Origin of the sequence: Pseudoalteromonas sp. HL-AS1, from assembly GCF_031198785.1 — a bacterium.
GTDB lineage: Bacteria > Pseudomonadota > Gammaproteobacteria > Enterobacterales > Alteromonadaceae > Pseudoalteromonas > Pseudoalteromonas distincta.
This window is the reverse complement of sequence record NZ_CP133569.1, coordinates 3,446,706-3,461,995: the sequence shown is the minus strand read 5'-3', so window position 1 is coordinate 3,461,995 and position 15,290 is coordinate 3,446,706. Positions and strand designations below refer to the sequence as shown.

Sequence of the window (15,290 nt, the reverse complement as noted above, 5' to 3'; positions counted from 1 at the left end):
GAGTAGTTAATAAAATAACCCAGCGGTTTTTACATCAGGCAGTTAAGGTTTAGGCGCTTCAATTACCCAAGGCTGCGAAAACCAAAAGTAATCACCAGGGCTTGAAATAGAAGGGGCTGTGCAATTAAAACGAGAACGCCCTTTATTAAGCACTTTTGGTGAGGTGATTTCGACAGTATTTTTAGTTATCCATTTTAAATCTGCTTGGCCTACGCTTGATACATAACAGGCAAATTGGCTCTTATGAAAATCACCCATCTTAAATTCAATTGTGAGCGTGGGTGGATTTTGCTGTGTAACGCTATCTTGATAAGTTAAATTGGTGATATTAAACGCGCGTGAGTTAAGCTTAGTAATAAGGGTTTCTAGTTTGCTGTAAAAGCCTGATGCAGGAAAACGCGGCAAGCGGCTAAAATTAGAATCTTTATTTACAGCGCCTGAGTGCTGGCCAATACCCACAAAACCAAGCTCTGTCACGAGTGCTTGCAGCTCGTTATTAAACTCACCATACGGGTATGCTAAGTATTTATAGTCGTGGCCTATTTCTTCTTTTATGCGCTTTTGAGAGTTAAGAATATCTTGCTTAATACGTGATTGCCATTGTGCATCGGTTTCGTTTTCACGCTTAAGGTGTAAGTAATCATGTTGTCCGCTATGATTGGCTATTAATGCCCCTTTTTTAGATAATTCTTTGAGCTTATCCCACCCCATTACGTAACTCATACCTTCGTCTATTAATTTAGGATTTACAAAGATAGTGTACGGGTAGCCAAACTTTTCTAAAATAGGTGCGGCTTGTTCATAGTTATTGTTATAACCATCATCAAAGGTGATGGCGAGTGTTTTATCAGGTAAAGTTTCACCTTGTTGAAGCGCGCTAATTAACTCATTAAGAGGAATAACGTTAAAGTTGTGCTCTTTTAAATAGCTTAAATGCTCCGTAAATGTATTTGCGCTAACGCTCGTGACAGCGGGTAGGGTTTCACTAACATGATGATACTGTAAAATAACGGCTGCTTGAGCCCGTACAGACACACTAATGAGGATAAATAATACTAAATGAAACAATTTCTTATACATAATAAGGCACACCATAAAAGCTTGCTGTTGTTAGCGGGTCCGATGATACTATCAAATATCACAGTGCCGTTGTTAGGAATTGTTGATACTGCTGTAATTGGGCACTTAGGAAGCGCTCATTACTTAGCTGGAATTGCCCTTGGCTCTGCAGTTATATCTATTTTATTTTGGCTTGCTGGTTTTTTAAGAATGAGCACCACGGGACTCGTGGCACAAGCATACGGAAAAAACGATTTAACCCAACTTGCCGCTTTACTTAAACGCAGCCTATTGCTTGCAAGCGCAGTGGCCGTGCTATTAATTGTGTTATCCCCATTAATAAAGCACGCTATAGCTTACCTCTCCGCAGCCAATGGCGACGTACTTGCCCAAGCTTATCAGTATTTTAGCATTCGTATTTTTAGTGCTCCAGCAGCATTGTGTAATTTAGTGTTACTGGGTTGGATGCTTGGTGTACATTATGGTCGAGGCCCATTTTATTTATTACTCGTCACTAATATCGTTAATATAGTACTCGATATTTATTTTGTTGTTTATTTAGATTGGGCAGTTGCAGGCGCTGCATGGGCGTCACTTATTGCTGACTATACAGCACTAGTATTTGCACTGTTTTTAGTGGCTAAACTAGCTAAAAAACAAGACATTGATCTAAATGTACCGAACTGGTTGAGTATTAGCAAAATGGCTGAATTATTGAGTTTGAATAGAGATATATTTATTCGCTCTTTAATACTGCAATTATGCTTTAGTTTTATGACATTTTACGCGGCGCGTATAGGCGAAACCACATTAGCTGCTAATGCTGTCTTACTTAACTTTTTAATGTTGGTGAGCTTTGCTCTTGATGGCGTTGCTTACGCCTCTGAGGCAAAAGTAGGGCAAGCTAAAGGCCAAGGAAGTGTTAAGAATATAGAGCTGTGGGTTAAAATAAGCGTATTTTGGGGTATGCTTTTTGGTGTGTTATATAGCCTATTTTTTGCATTATTTGGCAACACCATAATCAAGCTTTTAACCAATGTGCCAGAGGTTATTCAAGAGGCAACGCATTATTTACCATGGATAATAGTATTACCAATTTTGGCCATGAGCTGCTTTTTGTTTGATGGTGTTTTTGTAGGGCTTACGCGAGCAAAGAACATGCGTAACAGTATGATACTTTCAGCTGGAGTTGGCTTTTTTGGTGTGTTTTGGGTGTTTATAGACTTGCAAAATAACGGGTTATGGCTGGCTATGAGCTGTTTTATGTTAATGCGCGGGGTTACATTAATAATTAAATATCACCTCTTAAAAATAAATAATCAGCTATTAGATTAAATAAATGGTTTATTTCCAGAGATCGGGGTCGTGGTGTTTAGGGCCCATATCTTTTAAAACTTGTGAAAAACGATTGGCAAAAATACCGCAGTAGCCCCAACCGGCAAAAAATAATGCGGGGAGTAAAATTATAACGCCAATTATTTGTAAGCTGTAGTGGGTGTAATACCCAATAGATATGAATATCACGGCTAGCACAAACAGTGCTAAGCCGCGAAAAAAGCGCTTTAAGCTCAGCTTAGGATTGCTCCCTAAGCGATAGATAAGCTGCTTTAGCATTTACAAGGCCTAATAGTAAGAGTGATCGCCCGCTTCGTGTTCTGTTATATCAGCAACACCGGTGATTTCTTCAAACTTAGCTATCATTTCTTTTTCAATGCCTTCTTTTAGTGTTACATCGATCATAGAACAACCGTTACAACCACCACCAAACTGAAGTATAGCTATACCTGCAGCTGTAATCTCAACAAGGCTTACTTGACCACCGTGGTTAGCAAGTTGTGGATTTACTTCGGTTTCTAGCATGTGCTGTACACGTTCGTTTAACGATGCATCGTCACCTATTTTACGCGCCTTTGCATTTGGTGCTTTTAGCGTTAACTGAGTACCCATTTTGTCGGTAACAAAATCGATTTCAGCTTCTTCTAAAAATGGAGCACTTTCTGCATCTACAACGGCATCAAAACCGTTAAAGTTTAGGCGAATATCGCTCGCTTCTACAGCGTCTTCTGGACAATAAGACACACCACATTCCGCTTGTGATGAACCAGGGTTTACAACAAACACACGAATATTGGTTTGTTGTGATTGATCTGCTAATAGTTTAGCAAAATGCGCTTGCGCTGTTTCGGAAATAGAAATCATAAAACCATCTATACTTGACTAAATTACTCGGATACTGCGTATCATACTCCGCTCATCGTGTTGCGGCTAGTGTTGAGCGTAAAAAGTTGGCATCTATTTTAAGCAATGGTAGCGTGCAAACAGCGAACATTTTTTGAGTGATTTATATGCGTTTGGTATTAACATTAATGGTGGTGTTGCTTAGCTTTTCAAGTGTAGCTAAGCCACTTTCGTATTATTTTGAACAAGATGTAAAATTTGACCCTTCAATTCCTACTCCTGAGCAAGTACTCGGTTACGAAGTAGGAGAGTGGCACGTGAGACATGATCAGCTCGTACGTTATATGGAAATACTTGCTGATAAAAGCGACCGTATAAATTTTGAAGTGATTGGCCGCACACATGAACAACGCCCCCTTGTCATGCTAACAATTACAGCAGCTGATAAGTTATCAAGCATAGAGCAGACACGCCAAGCTCACTTAGCACGCTTAAGTAACGATGGATCAGATGCTAATTCTACAAAACAGCCTGCCGTTGTATGGATGGGATACAGTGTGCATGGTAATGAGTCATCAGGTAGTATAACTCATCTTTGCTGGTGGCGTATTACTTAGCTGCTGCACAAGGCGCTGAAATAGATGAGTTATTAAATAACACGGTTATTTTACTCGACCCTTCGCTTAATCCTGACGGACTTGCTCGTTTTGCTAATTGGGCCAACAGTAACCGAGGTATGAACTTATCAAGCGACCCTAAAACTCGTGAACATGTTGAAAACTGGCCAAGCAGTCGTACCAATCATTACTGGTTTGATTTAAATCGTGACTGGTTATTACTACAACATCCTGAATCGCGCGCGCGTATTGCTAAATTTCATCAGTGGAAACCAAATGTCTTAACCGATTTTCATGAAATGAGACCAAACAGCAGTTACTTTTTTCAGCCAGGTATTCCTAGTCGTAAGCATCCTATAACACCGGATGAAAATGTAACGTTAACTAAAGCGATTGCTAACTATCACGCAAAAACGTTAGATGAAAATAACGCACTGTACTTTACTGAAGAAAGCTTTGATGACTTCTATTACGGTAAAGGCTCAACTTATCCCGACGTTAATGGTGGTGTAGGTATTTTATTTGAGCAAGCCAGTTCTCGCGGGCATATTCAAGATACTATAAATGGACCTTTGAGCTTTCCCTTTACTATTAAAAATCAATTATTAACGAGTTTATCTACCTTTAAAGCCGCTGTTGATAACCGCCAAGCACTACTTGATTACCAAGCTAAGTTTTATAATCAAGCTACAGATTTAGCTAGTGATGAAAGCTTTGAAGGTTATGTAATTGAGGGGGCGGATGACAACACTCGTATTAAAGATTTTTTAGGGTTGTTGAAACAGCATCAAATAGATGCTTTTTCGCTTACTAAATCACTTAAGGCTAATGGCAACAACTATACAACCAATAGTTACTTTGTGCCCTTAGCCCAGCCACAGTACCGCCTAATAAAAGCTATTTTTAGCGAGCAAAAAAACTTTGCTGATAACACTTTTTATGACGTATCTGGCTGGACTTTAGCGCATGCGTTTAACTTACCTTTTGCAAAAGTAAAAAGCAGTTGGGGTTTAGAGGTTGCAAGCACACCGTGGCAAAAAGCGGTAAAACCTTCTTTTGCCGCACTTGAGCAAAGCTATGCGTATGGCTTTTCGTGGGATGATTACCTAGCACCTAAAATGCTAAACAGCCTTTTAAAGCTAGGTATTAAAGCGCGTGTTGCGCTAAGTCCATTAACAGCCAAATCAAACTCAAGTGAAGTAAGCTTTGATGCTGGTAGTATCATTGTGCCAGCAGGCTTACAAACGAATAATGATTGGGTTGGGATATTAAATAAAGCACAAAACGAGTTTGGAATTGCAATCAAGCCTATTAACTCAGGTCTTACAAGCAAAGGAGCCGACTTAGGGTCTCGCACAATGGCGGTTGTTAGCGAGCCAAAAGTATTATTGGTAGGTGGTAAAGGCGTAAGCCAGTACGAAGCTGGGGAAGTATGGTATTACCTCGATCGCTTTGTCGGTGTTGCGCCAACAATTGTAGAAATGGAGCGTTTAAACTCTATCGAACTCAGTAATTACAGCCATATAGTACTTGCTCATGGTAACTACAATAGCTTATCTGATACCGACAAAGTGGCTATAAAAAGCTGGGTAAGAAAAGGCGGCGTTATTTGGGGCCATAAAGGCGGTGCTAAATTTTTAGCTGATCAGCAATTACTCAAAGCAAGCTATCTATCACGCCAAGATGTAGCAAGTGCATTTAAAACAAAAGGTTTAAGTTATGGCGATAAAGATCATTTAGCAGGGCGTCAGCGTATTGCTGGTGCTATTTTTAATACTAATGTAGATTTAACTCATCCGCTTACATTTTCACTTAAGCGCAATACATTGCCCGTATTCAAAAACAGTACTTGGTTGCTAGAAGCTTCCGATGCGCCATTCGTAAATGTACTTACCTACACTAAAAACCCATTATTGGCAGGTTTTACTGATGCCGTTAATGTTGATCAAGTTGCTGGTGGTGCTGGTTTAATTGCGCACTCATATGGACGAGGTACAGTAATAGGCATGACCGACGATCCTGTATTTAGAGGTTACTGGTATGGGACTAGTCGACTACTAAGCAACGCTTTATTTTTTGGTCATACGTTTCGTGCAAATGGCGAATAATACCAATTAGCTTAATTAAGTAATCTATTTTGAGGATGGAAAAACGTGTTGATAGCTAGGCAAAAAATTCGCTAATTAGTTGCTCTCGGCAATTGCTCTTGGATTGCTCTACCTTCTGCATCCATGCAGTCGTAAATGAGAATTTTTTAACACAGGTAGCGATACGTTTAGCCCCGCAAAATGATAAAGTATTATTGCGGATTGGTTTAGTACTTTTTAATAATTAAATAGGCGTTAAGCAAGTTGTAAAAGCCCACACTTGTTTAGCGCCTGCTTGTTTTAGTGCACTAGTAGCTGCGTTTAATGTTGCCCCTGTCGTCATCACATCATCAACAATAGCGACTGTTTTACCTGCCATGTCTTGTGTGCAAATAAAGGCATTTTTTAAGTTTTTAATACGCTTTGCTTTGGATAGCTCCGACTGAGCTTGTGTTTTTTTATCGCGAATAAGAACATTACTTAGTGGGGCGTAATTAGCTAAACAGGGTTGCCATACTTGGCTTACCTGATTAAATCCGCGAGTAATAAAGCGGCTTTTATGAAGAGGTAAAATAATAAAGGTATCTGGCAAGTTAGGGCTTTGCTCAAAAAACTGCGTTAACTGTTTTTGTATAATTTGCTGCAATGCCTTTTTATAATGAATTTGATTATTAAATTTTAGCCTTTTAAGCCAATGCTCAAAGGGAGGTTGATAAAAAGCGCATGCAAATAATTTATCAAACTCGCAATTAGGAAACATCTCAATAATATCAGGTCGATGCAATAAGCTCGTATGCTTACTAAAATCAAACAATGGTAAATCTTCAAGGCAATAATCACATAGCCCTAAAGAGGTCGTAATCGAGTTTTGACACTGCACGCAATAAGAGGGAAATAACCAATTTAAAACGGCTTGTTTCACTGACTCGCTCCTTGCATTGCAATCGCCTTTCTAAACGTTATGATGAGCCTAAGTTTGGTAAAGGTTAGGCAAATATGCAAAATGAGTTAGTGTTATTACATGGTTGGGGAATGAATCAGGGCGTATGGCAGTTAGTACAGTCAGAACTTGAGTTTTTATATTCAGGAAATGTACGTAGCCTTGACCTACCTGGGTTTGGTAATAGCCATGATTGCCCAAGCCCTTATACCTTGCATGATGCAGCAGAAATTTTAAGTAAGCAATTAAAGCCAAAGAGCATTTTAATGGGGTGGTCGTTAGGTGGATTATTTGCACTTTATATTGCTAAGCATTGGCCTGAAAAAGTATCTAAAGTTATTTTAATAGCATCGACTCCTTTTTTTGCTGAGGCAGATAACTGGCCTGGAATAAAAGCGAATGTATTGGCGCAGTTTAAAGATCAGTTAGTTAATCATCGAGAAAAAACAATAGAGCGCTTTTTAGCTATTCAAGCAATGGGTAGCGAGTCGGCGCGTGATGATATAAAGCAGCTTAAACAATTGCTAAATCAGTACAGCGCACCCCAAAGCGATGCCCTGAGTGCTGGTTTAGATATTTTACAAAACGACGATTTACGTGACTTATTTACTCATTGCCCAGTCCCTATTAGAGGAGTATTTGGCCGCCTTGATGCTTTAGTACCTTATAAAGCTATTAGCAAAATGTCAGCACTAAATACTGAGTTTGAATATGAAGTACTAGATAAAGCGTCCCATGCACCATTTATTTCTCATAAAAGTGAGTTTTTATCTGTCGTTAAATCAATGCTTTAAAATAGAGCTAAGAATAGCGCTGTTTAAAGCTTTATTTTGAGCAGAACCTGAGCGATAATTAAACAATGTTTATTTGGTGGAGGTTTTAATATGCCAATCGGATCAGTATTTAATAGTGGTATAGAAGGGTTTAACCGAGCTAGCCAAGGTATTGAAAAAGCCAGTGCTGAGATTAACCGTGCCAGTATAGAACAACAAGATGACGCGCAATTAGCGCAGCAACGTCAGCTTACGGCAGCACGCCCTGAAGAAGCGATTACTGCACCAGTAGCACAACCAGCTCGTGTTGATGAAGCGCTTGTTAACTTAAAAGTTGAAGAGTTTAATGCCAAGGCAAATACGCAATCAATTCAAACGGCCGATGATGTACTTGGCACGTTAATCGATATTAAAGTTTAGTATTATGAATATTGTCACGCCATTTCCGTCTATTAATATAAACACCGCAAATGTTTATACGGAAACCGCACGGCGTGACAACCAACTACGCGAAGTTATTCCGGCTCCCGCATCTAGTAGCGCAAGCAACACAGAAACCAAAGCGCAAAGTGATGCTGAAAAAGCAAAATTGCCAGGTAGTAGCGATGGTGCGACGTATAGCGCAACGGGAAAAATAGCAGGCGAAAAGTCAGTTCAGCAGCGCGATGGAAACTCAGAAAACCCTGAGGGCACTGAGCAAGAAAGTGAAGCAATTGAGAAAAAAGAATCTGAGCAAGAAGAGCTGCAATTAGAACAAGAACAACAACAAATTACAGAACTAAAAGCACGGGATACTGAAGTACGAATACACGAACAAGCACACGCTTCTGTAGGCGGGCAATATGCTGGCTCGCCAAGTTATGAGTATCAACGTGGCCCAGGTGGTACTAACTACGCAGTTGGCGGAGAAGTACAAATAGATGTATCAGAAATTCCGGGTGACCCGCAAGCGACTATAGACAAAATGCAAACGGTACGCGCTGCCGCATTAGCGCCTGCAGAGCCTTCAGGAGCTGATCGCTCTATTGCCGCAGATGCTACGCAAAAGCTGGCAGCGGCTCAAGCTGAGCTTGCACAACCTGAAAAAGAAGACGACGAAGACGCAAAAAGTAAACTTGAAGCGTCATTCTCTAGCGATGAAAGCAGCGATACAAAAACAGCTAAAAGTGACGAGAAAACACGTGATGCCGATGTTGAGGCACGGGCGGGGCGTATTGCTAATTTTTACCAAATGGCTACATCGCCAGCGAGCCAAAGTAGTTTTTCAGCGTTAAGTTAATAATTTAGCAAAACATAACCACAAAAAAACCGCTTACGCGGTTTTTTTCGTTTTAGCTTAGTTGTACAAGTATTATTTTTTTACTTTAGCATTAGCGAACGCATCGGCAAATGCATTGCCCATTAACGCATTACCGTTGTCACGTTTAGGCTTTGCAGCGCGAGGTTGCGAATTATTAGCACGTGCTTGTGGCTTTTGCGTAGCTGGAGCTGCTGACTTATTACTTGTGTCAATATCGTCATCTAAGCGCATAGTAAAGCTTATGCGTTTACGTGCAGCGTCTACTTCAACAACTTTAACCTTTACAATATCACCAGCTTTAACAACTTCACGCGGATCTGATATAAATTTATTCGTGATTGCTGAAATATGCACTAAACCATCTTGGTGAACACCTACATCAACAAACGCACCAAAATTAGCAACGTTTGAAACCACGCCTTCTAAAATCATACCTGGTTTTAGGTCACTAATTTTTTCAACACCGGCTTTAAACTCAGCTGTTTTAAATTCAGGGCGAGGATCTCGACCAGGTTTATCAAGCTCAGTAATAATGTCGGTAACGGTTGGTAAGCCAAACTTTTCGTCAGTGTAATCGTTAGCAGCAAGTTTAGTTAAAAAGTCGCTGTTACCAATTAGGTTACTGACATCTACGCTATTGCGTTCACAAATGCGTTTAACAACAGGATAAGCTTCAGGGTGAACTGATGAGTTATCTAGTGGATCGCTACCATTGTTAATACGTAAAAAACCAGCCGCTTGTTCAAATGCTTTTGGCCCTAAACGCTCAACCTTTTTAAGCTCACTACGTTTAGTAAATGTGCCGTTAGCATCGCGATAATTAACGATATTTTGCGCTAATGTTTTGTTCAAACCAGATACACGTGTAAGTAACGGTACCGAGGCCATGTTTAAATCTACGCCTACTGAGTTTACACAGTCTTCAACTACTGAAATAAGGCTCTGGCCTAATTGGCTTTGCGATACATCATGTTGGTATTGGCCAACACCAATTGATTTTGGCTCAATTTTAACAAGTTCAGCAAGTGGATCTTGGAGGCGGCGCGCAATAGAGACAGCCCCTCGTATAGAAACATCTAAATCTGGAAATTCATTAGCTGCAAATTCAGAAGCTGAGTAAACCGATGCACCTGCTTCGCTAACCATAATTTTACTAAGTTTAAGTTCGCTGTTTGCTTTGATAAGCTCAGCAACCAACTTATCTGATTCGCGTGATGCAGTACCGTTACCAATCGCAATTAGCTCAACTTTATGCTGACGGCAAAGTTGCTCTAACGTACGCACTGATTTATCCCAATGATTTTGTGGTGCATGAGGGAAAATAGTTTGTGTAGCTAGTAATTTACCTGTGCTATCAACAACGGCAATCTTACAGCCAGTACGAAGGCCTGGATCAAGACCTAAAGTAGTACGAGGGCCTGCAGGTGCAGCCATTAATAAATCTTTTAAGTTTTTAGCAAATACATCTATTGCACCGGCTTCTGCTTTTTCGCGCATTGCTGCAAAAAACTCATTCTCTAGGTGTAACCCTAGCTTAACTTTCCACGCCCATTGAACAACGTTTAATAACCAAGGACTTGCCGCTTTATATTTAATATCTAAACGGTAATGCTCAGCAATCATGTTTGCACATAATTGTGCTGAATTTTCTGCACTAGGCTCAGGGTTTATATTTAACTGAAGTACACCTTCATTTCGAGCTCTAAGCATTGCAAGCGCTCGGTGAGAAGGTACTTTTTTAAGAAGTTCTTGATGCTCAAAGTAATCACGGTATTTTGCACCGGTTTGCTCTTGGCCTTTAATCACAGTACTTTCAATTGCGCCATTTTGGCTAATGTGGCTTCTAAATTTAGCAAGTAATTTTGCGTCTTCAGCAAAGCGTTCCATTAAGATGAATTTAGCGCCTTCAAGTACCGCTTTTGTATCTGCAAAACCTTTTTCAGCACTTACAAACTGTTCTGCTTGTTGCTCTGGGTCAAGGTTAGCATCTTTAAATAGTGCATCTGCAAGTGGCTCTAAACCAGCTTCAATTGCTATTTGGCCTTTAGTACGGCGCTTAGCTTTATAAGGTAGGTATAAATCTTCAAGTTCAGTTTTACTTTGTGCATTGGTTATATCGGCACTTAGCTCTGGCGTTAATTTATTTTGCGATTCGATGGTCGATAAAATAAAACTACGGCGCTCTTCTAGTTCACGTAAATACGATAAACGCTGCTCTAAAAGGCGTAATTGGGTGTCGTCTAGGCCGCCGGTAACTTCTTTTCTGTAGCGGGCAATAAAAGGAACAGTTGCGCCTTCATCAAGTAATTTTGTAGCTGCAACAACCTGTTGCTGCTGTGCGTTTAACTCACCGGCTAAACGTGCAGAGATATCGCTCATGCAAAAACCTTTTTATACAATAAAATAAGACCAGAAGCGTGTTACTGGCGCCGTTAATTGCTTGAATAATATCACAGGAGGTAGTAATGAAAAGCTCTTAAAGCAAGCTATTTTACTTGCTTTAAGATGGTTGGGTCGGGAGTAAATCAATTCAACTAAAAGAGCGCCCTAGTGAGGGTGCTCAATGTTTTCTAATACTTCACTGAAAGAGTGAGCAATAGGTGAGATATGTACAGGAATATGTAATGTTTTAGCTATTTGGCGAGCTGAAATTAAACCACAAATTTCGTTACTCGCTGTTGTAACTAATAAAAACATTGTGCCCTGATGCTCCATAGTTTGCAGCGCATCACCAATGCATGCGTAGCTTAAGCTTTGCATACTTACACCTGTAAGGCGGTTAACTGGTGTCATAATGTCACGTAAGCTTACTTCGCTTCGTTGCATATTTAAGCGCTCTGCAATAATAGTAATTTTAGAGCTTTGTAAATCGGCGCTAGAAACTAGACCAATTAATTTTTGGTGTTCGTCTGTTACTAAAACAAAGTCAGATTGTTGTGCACTTACTTGTTTAAGTGCATCTGTAATCGTTGTTCCATGCTCTGCACGAATAGGTGTTTTTTGAGTAAAGTTATTCACCATTTTTAGCGCTGGAGAAGATAAATCGATTAATGGTTGATCATCTGCAAATGTGCTAGCAATAACGCCATGAGAAATATTTTGGGTACGTAATTCTTTAAAGTTTGACATAGTAGTCACCTTAGTAGTTATAAAATTTAATTAAGTTGTAAAATAATGAATTAAATTAAATAGCTAGGTGGTCCGCGTTGGTATGCAGTGCTAAAAGGTCTGTTTAGATTAGTGCTCTTATAAAAAGAATCTACGACATTAGGAAGTGGTTGAGGCGACCTAAAGGTAATAGTGTTAACGTGAGAGTCCACGTCAAAATCGAGGTTTGCTTGGTCAGGAATATCACAAGTAATAAAGTGATTAGATAGTTTAGCGTTATCAAGGTTTACGTCAGTGTTGCTGGCATGCAGCGTCAAACTTACACTCATTAAAAGTGCAAACAATACGGCATTACTAAATATGCGCTGTACTATGTTTGACATAATCACGACCTTAATTAACTGCTTTCAAATTAAACAAATCAACTTGAATAATTCAGTTATAGCTTATTGCTTTAATTTACACAATCAAAAGTTAACATGATCTGAATCAAAACTTTTTATTTCTTTTTTTGGTAATCGATACTGTTTACATACCACTGCTTTTTTCCCTGAGGAGTGGTCACTTCAAATTCATCGTCCACTTGTTTTTTAATCAACGCACGCGCCATAGGTGAGTCTATTGATATGTAATCTTTACGGTCGTAAATTTCATCAGGACCTACAATTCTGAACTTTTTAACTTCACCTTCTTCGTTTTCAATTTCAACCCATGCACCAAAAAATACTTTTCCATCTTGCACGGGAGAGTAGTCAATAATTTTTAAATCAGGTATGCGCTTGCGTAAGTAGCGTACCCGGCGGTCAATTTGACGCAGCAATCGCTTGTTATACTGATAGTCTGCGTTCTCAGAGCGATCTCCGAGGCTGGCCGCCCAGCTGACTATTTTTGTTACTTCTGGGCGTTTAACGTTCCATAGTTGATCGTGTTCTTGTTGTAATTGCAAGTAACCTTCGCGGGTAACTAAATTTGTTTTCATGGCCAATTCTTTATTAACTCTAATGGTGTGCACGTTATTAAATTTGCCAAAACTTGTCGAGCGTAAAATGTAATAAAGTACGAGTAAGGAAGCTTTGAAATGTTCAGTAACAATCTAAGCAAGTAATTAGTTTTTGATTATTAAGTTTTTCATTTATATTAACTAGTAATTGGATATAAAAATAAGAAAGAGATTATGGGACACGAGACCACAAAAGTATTAGTTGTTGATGACGATATGCGCTTACGCAGTTTGCTTGAACGTTACTTAGTAGAGCAAGGCTTTATTGTTAGAACCGCAGGAAACTCGGAGCAAATGGATAGACTCCTAGAGCGCGAAAACTTTCACTTAATGGTTCTCGATTTAATGCTCCCAGGCGAAGATGGCTTATCTATTTGCCGCCGCCTACGCCAAAAAGAAAATGAAATTCCTATTGTTATGCTTACTGCAAAGGGCGACGAAGTAGATCGTATTATTGGTCTTGAACTTGGCGCTGACGATTACATTCCAAAACCATTTAATCCACGTGAGCTACTTGCTCGCATAAAAGCAATTTTACGCCGCCGCGCAAAAGAAGTGCCAGGTGCTCCTGCTGCTGAAGAAAACTTAATCGCTTTTGGTAAATTTACGCTTAATTTAGCAACGCGCGAAATGAGTGAAGGGGATAAAACAATATCGCTTACCAGTGGTGAGTTTGCAGTGCTCAAAGCGCTTGTTTCGCATCCGCGTGAGCCACTTAGCCGCGATAAGCTAATGAACTTAGCGCGTGGGCGTGATTACAGTGCGCTTGAGCGAAGTATTGATGTGCAAGTGTCGCGACTTCGCCGCATGATTGAAGTAGATGCTGCTAATCCGCGATATATTCAAACCGTTTGGGGTTTGGGGTATGTGTTTGTTCCCGACGGTGGAAAGTAATATTTATGGGCATGTTTCCGCGCAGTGCTTTTGGGCAAACTGTTTTTTTAGTGGCGGCTTTGTTGCTAATAAATCAAATAGTGTCTTATGTTACGGTTAGTTTTTATGTTGTAAAACCAACTATTGAGCAAGTTAACTTGATGCTTGCTAAGCAAATTAAAACGGTATTTATTGACTGGGAAGATGGCGTTGAAATAAACGACGAAGTATCTGCGAAGTTTTTTGAAATTACCGGCATTGAAGTGATGACTCAGCGCGAAGCGATGCGTCAAGGGCTTGGGCAAAGCCGCGAATATTCTATGCTATCGCGTAGCATGACTGAGCAACTTGGTGGTTATTCTCGTGTACGTATTAGCCAAACTGATCCATTGATTTATTGGGTTGAAGCACCGCAAGCGCCAGGTTATTGGGTAAAAGTACCGCTTAAAGGCTTTAAAGAGAATAACTTAGAGTTTTTAACTTTTTACTTATCAAGTATTGGCTTTTTAAGTGTGCTGGGTGGGTGGTTGTTTGCAAGGCACCTTAATAGGCCATTAAAAGCACTGCAACAAGCTGCAGTAAAAGTAGGTAAAGGCGATTTTTCTACCAAATTAGAAGAAGAAGGCTCAACAGAAGTAATAGAAGTAACGCGCGCGTTTAATCAAATGTCGCGCGGAATTGCCGCACTTGAAAACGACCGCCGTTTACTAATGGCTGGTGTATCGCATGATTTACGTACGCCGCTTACGCGTATTCGTTTAGCCACCGAAATGATGGTTGATGAAGATGATTATCTTCGTGAAGGTATTATTTACGATATAGAAGACATGAACGGGATTATTGATCAGTTTATTGAGTATCTACGCCACCATAAACGTGAAGAACTAAGTTGCGAAGATATCAATGCTTTAGTTGCCGAGGTTGTCAATTCTGAGCTTCAGCATCAACGTACTATTACGTTTAAAAGTAATCCAAATATAGGCAATATACCGTTAAGCTCTGTGGCTATTAAACGTGTAATTACCAACATGATTGGTAATGCGCTGCGTTATTCTGAGGGCGATATTGAAGTACTTAGCTACTTTAATTCAAACAAAAAATATGTAGTTATCGCTGTAAACGATAGTGGCCCCGGCATTCCTGAAAACGAATTAGAGTCTGTTTTTGAGCCTTTTAAACAAGGCGATGCTGCACGAGGAAGTGAAGGCAGTGGCCTAGGCCTTGCTATTATTAAACGCATTGTTGATATGCACGACGGTAAAGTAAAACTAGAAAACCGCCCAGAAGGCGGTTTAAGTGCACAAGTATATTTGCCAATAAAGGTATCAACCCCTGCATAGTAAATGCAGGGGCTT

General features: G+C 40.0%; 14 protein-coding genes and 1 pseudogene. 7 read left to right on the top strand and 8 right to left on the bottom strand.

Annotated features, from left to right (window positions below; genetic code table 11):
* Window positions 1–42 precede the first annotated feature (42 nt).
* Window positions 43–1,080 carry a polysaccharide deacetylase family protein gene (locus RB214_RS16080; protein ID WP_309167788.1) on the bottom strand — a complete coding sequence of 346 codons (1,038 nt, stop codon included), beginning with the start codon at window positions 1,078–1,080 and terminating at the stop codon, window positions 43–45.
* 42 nt (window positions 1,081–1,122) lie between these two features.
* Between RB214_RS16080 and RB214_RS16075 the strand changes: the two genes are divergently transcribed.
* Window positions 1,123–2,394, top strand: a complete 1,272-nt coding sequence (locus RB214_RS16075; RefSeq protein WP_024604503.1) for an MATE family efflux transporter — start codon at window positions 1,123–1,125, stop codon at window positions 2,392–2,394.
* Between the two features lie 9 nt (window positions 2,395–2,403).
* Here the strand turns inward: RB214_RS16075 and RB214_RS16070 are convergent, their stop codons facing one another.
* Together RB214_RS16070 and nfuA are read right to left on the bottom strand one after the other, a co-directional pair.
* Window positions 2,404–2,673 (bottom strand): hypothetical protein, encoded by a 270-nt coding sequence (locus RB214_RS16070; protein WP_002959572.1) that lies wholly within the window; start codon window positions 2,671–2,673, stop codon window positions 2,404–2,406.
* 9 nt (window positions 2,674–2,682) lie between these two features.
* Window positions 2,683–3,258, bottom strand: coding sequence for a Fe-S biogenesis protein NfuA (gene nfuA / locus RB214_RS16065; RefSeq protein ID WP_002959571.1), 576 nt, complete (start codon window positions 3,256–3,258; stop codon window positions 2,683–2,685).
* A 146-nt stretch (window positions 3,259–3,404) separates the two neighbouring features.
* Between nfuA and RB214_RS16060 the strand changes: the two are divergent.
* Window positions 3,405–5,962, top strand: a pseudogene (locus tag RB214_RS16060) (M14 family zinc carboxypeptidase).
* Window positions 5,963–6,185: 223 nt separating this feature from the next.
* Here RB214_RS16060 and RB214_RS16055 read toward each other — a convergent pair.
* Complete coding sequence (locus RB214_RS16055; RefSeq protein ID WP_309167787.1) at window positions 6,186–6,863, bottom strand: ComF family protein; 678 nt, start codon at window positions 6,861–6,863, stop codon at window positions 6,186–6,188.
* A 74-nt stretch (window positions 6,864–6,937) separates the two neighbouring features.
* Between RB214_RS16055 and bioH the strand changes: the two genes are divergently transcribed.
* From bioH to RB214_RS16040, 3 genes are all read left to right on the top strand, one after another.
* Complete coding sequence (gene bioH / locus RB214_RS16050) at window positions 6,938–7,675, top strand: pimeloyl-ACP methyl ester esterase BioH (protein ID WP_309167786.1); 738 nt, start codon at window positions 6,938–6,940, stop codon at window positions 7,673–7,675.
* A gap of 90 nt (window positions 7,676–7,765) precedes the next feature.
* On the top strand, window positions 7,766–8,074 hold the full coding sequence (locus RB214_RS16045; protein WP_002959563.1) for a hypothetical protein: 309 nt from the start codon (window positions 7,766–7,768) through the stop codon (window positions 8,072–8,074).
* A gap of 4 nt (window positions 8,075–8,078) precedes the next feature.
* The gene (locus tag RB214_RS16040; RefSeq protein WP_309167785.1) at window positions 8,079–8,933 is read left to right on the top strand and encodes a putative metalloprotease CJM1_0395 family protein; all 855 of its coding nucleotides are present in this window, start codon (window positions 8,079–8,081) and stop codon (window positions 8,931–8,933) included.
* A gap of 72 nt (window positions 8,934–9,005) precedes the next feature.
* Here the strand turns inward: RB214_RS16040 and RB214_RS16035 are convergent, their stop codons facing one another.
* From RB214_RS16035 to greB, 4 genes are all read right to left on the bottom strand, one after another.
* The gene (locus RB214_RS16035) at window positions 9,006–11,333 is read right to left on the bottom strand and encodes a Tex family protein (protein ID WP_165744540.1); all 2,328 of its coding nucleotides are present in this window, start codon (window positions 11,331–11,333) and stop codon (window positions 9,006–9,008) included.
* Between the two features lie 168 nt (window positions 11,334–11,501).
* Window positions 11,502–12,083 (bottom strand): CBS domain-containing protein, encoded by a 582-nt coding sequence (locus RB214_RS16030; RefSeq protein WP_039489108.1) that lies wholly within the window; start codon window positions 12,081–12,083, stop codon window positions 11,502–11,504.
* A gap of 50 nt (window positions 12,084–12,133) precedes the next feature.
* Window positions 12,134–12,445 carry a hypothetical protein gene (locus RB214_RS16025; RefSeq protein ID WP_033020846.1) on the bottom strand — a complete coding sequence of 104 codons (312 nt, stop codon included), beginning with the start codon at window positions 12,443–12,445 and terminating at the stop codon, window positions 12,134–12,136.
* Between the two features lie 116 nt (window positions 12,446–12,561).
* Window positions 12,562–13,041: a transcription elongation factor GreB gene (greB, locus tag RB214_RS16020; RefSeq protein ID WP_002959554.1), complete on the bottom strand. Its 480-nt coding sequence runs from the start codon at window positions 13,039–13,041 to the stop codon at window positions 12,562–12,564.
* Window positions 13,042–13,236: 195 nt separating this feature from the next.
* Between greB and ompR the strand changes: the two genes are divergently transcribed.
* Window positions 13,237–13,956: a two-component system response regulator OmpR gene (gene ompR, locus RB214_RS16015; protein WP_024604499.1), complete on the top strand. Its 720-nt coding sequence runs from the start codon at window positions 13,237–13,239 to the stop codon at window positions 13,954–13,956.
* Between the two features lie 5 nt (window positions 13,957–13,961).
* A complete protein-coding gene (gene envZ, locus RB214_RS16010; protein WP_197098976.1) occupies window positions 13,962–15,275 on the top strand; it encodes a two-component system sensor histidine kinase EnvZ in 1,314 nt (437 codons plus the stop codon).
* The last annotated feature ends 15 nt before the right edge of the window (window positions 15,276–15,290 follow it).

Bases quoted from the DNA above. Each gene is read 5' to 3' on its own strand.
- RB214_RS16080 (WP_309167788.1), bottom strand. From the start codon at position 1,080: ATGTATAAGAAATTGTTTCATTTAGTATTATTTATCCTCATTAGTGTG.
- RB214_RS16075 (WP_024604503.1), top strand. From the start codon at position 1,123: ATGATACTATCAAATATCACAGTGCCGTTGTTAGGAATTGTTGATACT.
- RB214_RS16070 (WP_002959572.1), bottom strand. From the start codon at position 2,673: ATGCTAAAGCAGCTTATCTATCGCTTAGGGAGCAATCCTAAGCTGAGC.
- nfuA (WP_002959571.1), bottom strand. From the start codon at position 3,258: ATGATTTCTATTTCCGAAACAGCGCAAGCGCATTTTGCTAAACTATTA.
- bioH (WP_309167786.1), top strand. From the start codon at position 6,938: ATGCAAAATGAGTTAGTGTTATTACATGGTTGGGGAATGAATCAGGGC.
- RB214_RS16045 (WP_002959563.1), top strand. From the start codon at position 7,766: ATGCCAATCGGATCAGTATTTAATAGTGGTATAGAAGGGTTTAACCGA.
- RB214_RS16040 (WP_309167785.1), top strand. From the start codon at position 8,079: ATGAATATTGTCACGCCATTTCCGTCTATTAATATAAACACCGCAAAT.
- RB214_RS16035 (WP_165744540.1), bottom strand. From the start codon at position 11,333: ATGAGCGATATCTCTGCACGTTTAGCCGGTGAGTTAAACGCACAGCAG.
- RB214_RS16030 (WP_039489108.1), bottom strand. From the start codon at position 12,083: ATGTCAAACTTTAAAGAATTACGTACCCAAAATATTTCTCATGGCGTT.
- RB214_RS16025 (WP_033020846.1), bottom strand. From the start codon at position 12,445: ATGTCAAACATAGTACAGCGCATATTTAGTAATGCCGTATTGTTTGCA.
- greB (WP_002959554.1), bottom strand. From the start codon at position 13,041: ATGAAAACAAATTTAGTTACCCGCGAAGGTTACTTGCAATTACAACAA.
- ompR (WP_024604499.1), top strand. From the start codon at position 13,237: ATGGGACACGAGACCACAAAAGTATTAGTTGTTGATGACGATATGCGC.
- envZ (WP_197098976.1), top strand. From the start codon at position 13,962: ATGGGCATGTTTCCGCGCAGTGCTTTTGGGCAAACTGTTTTTTTAGTG.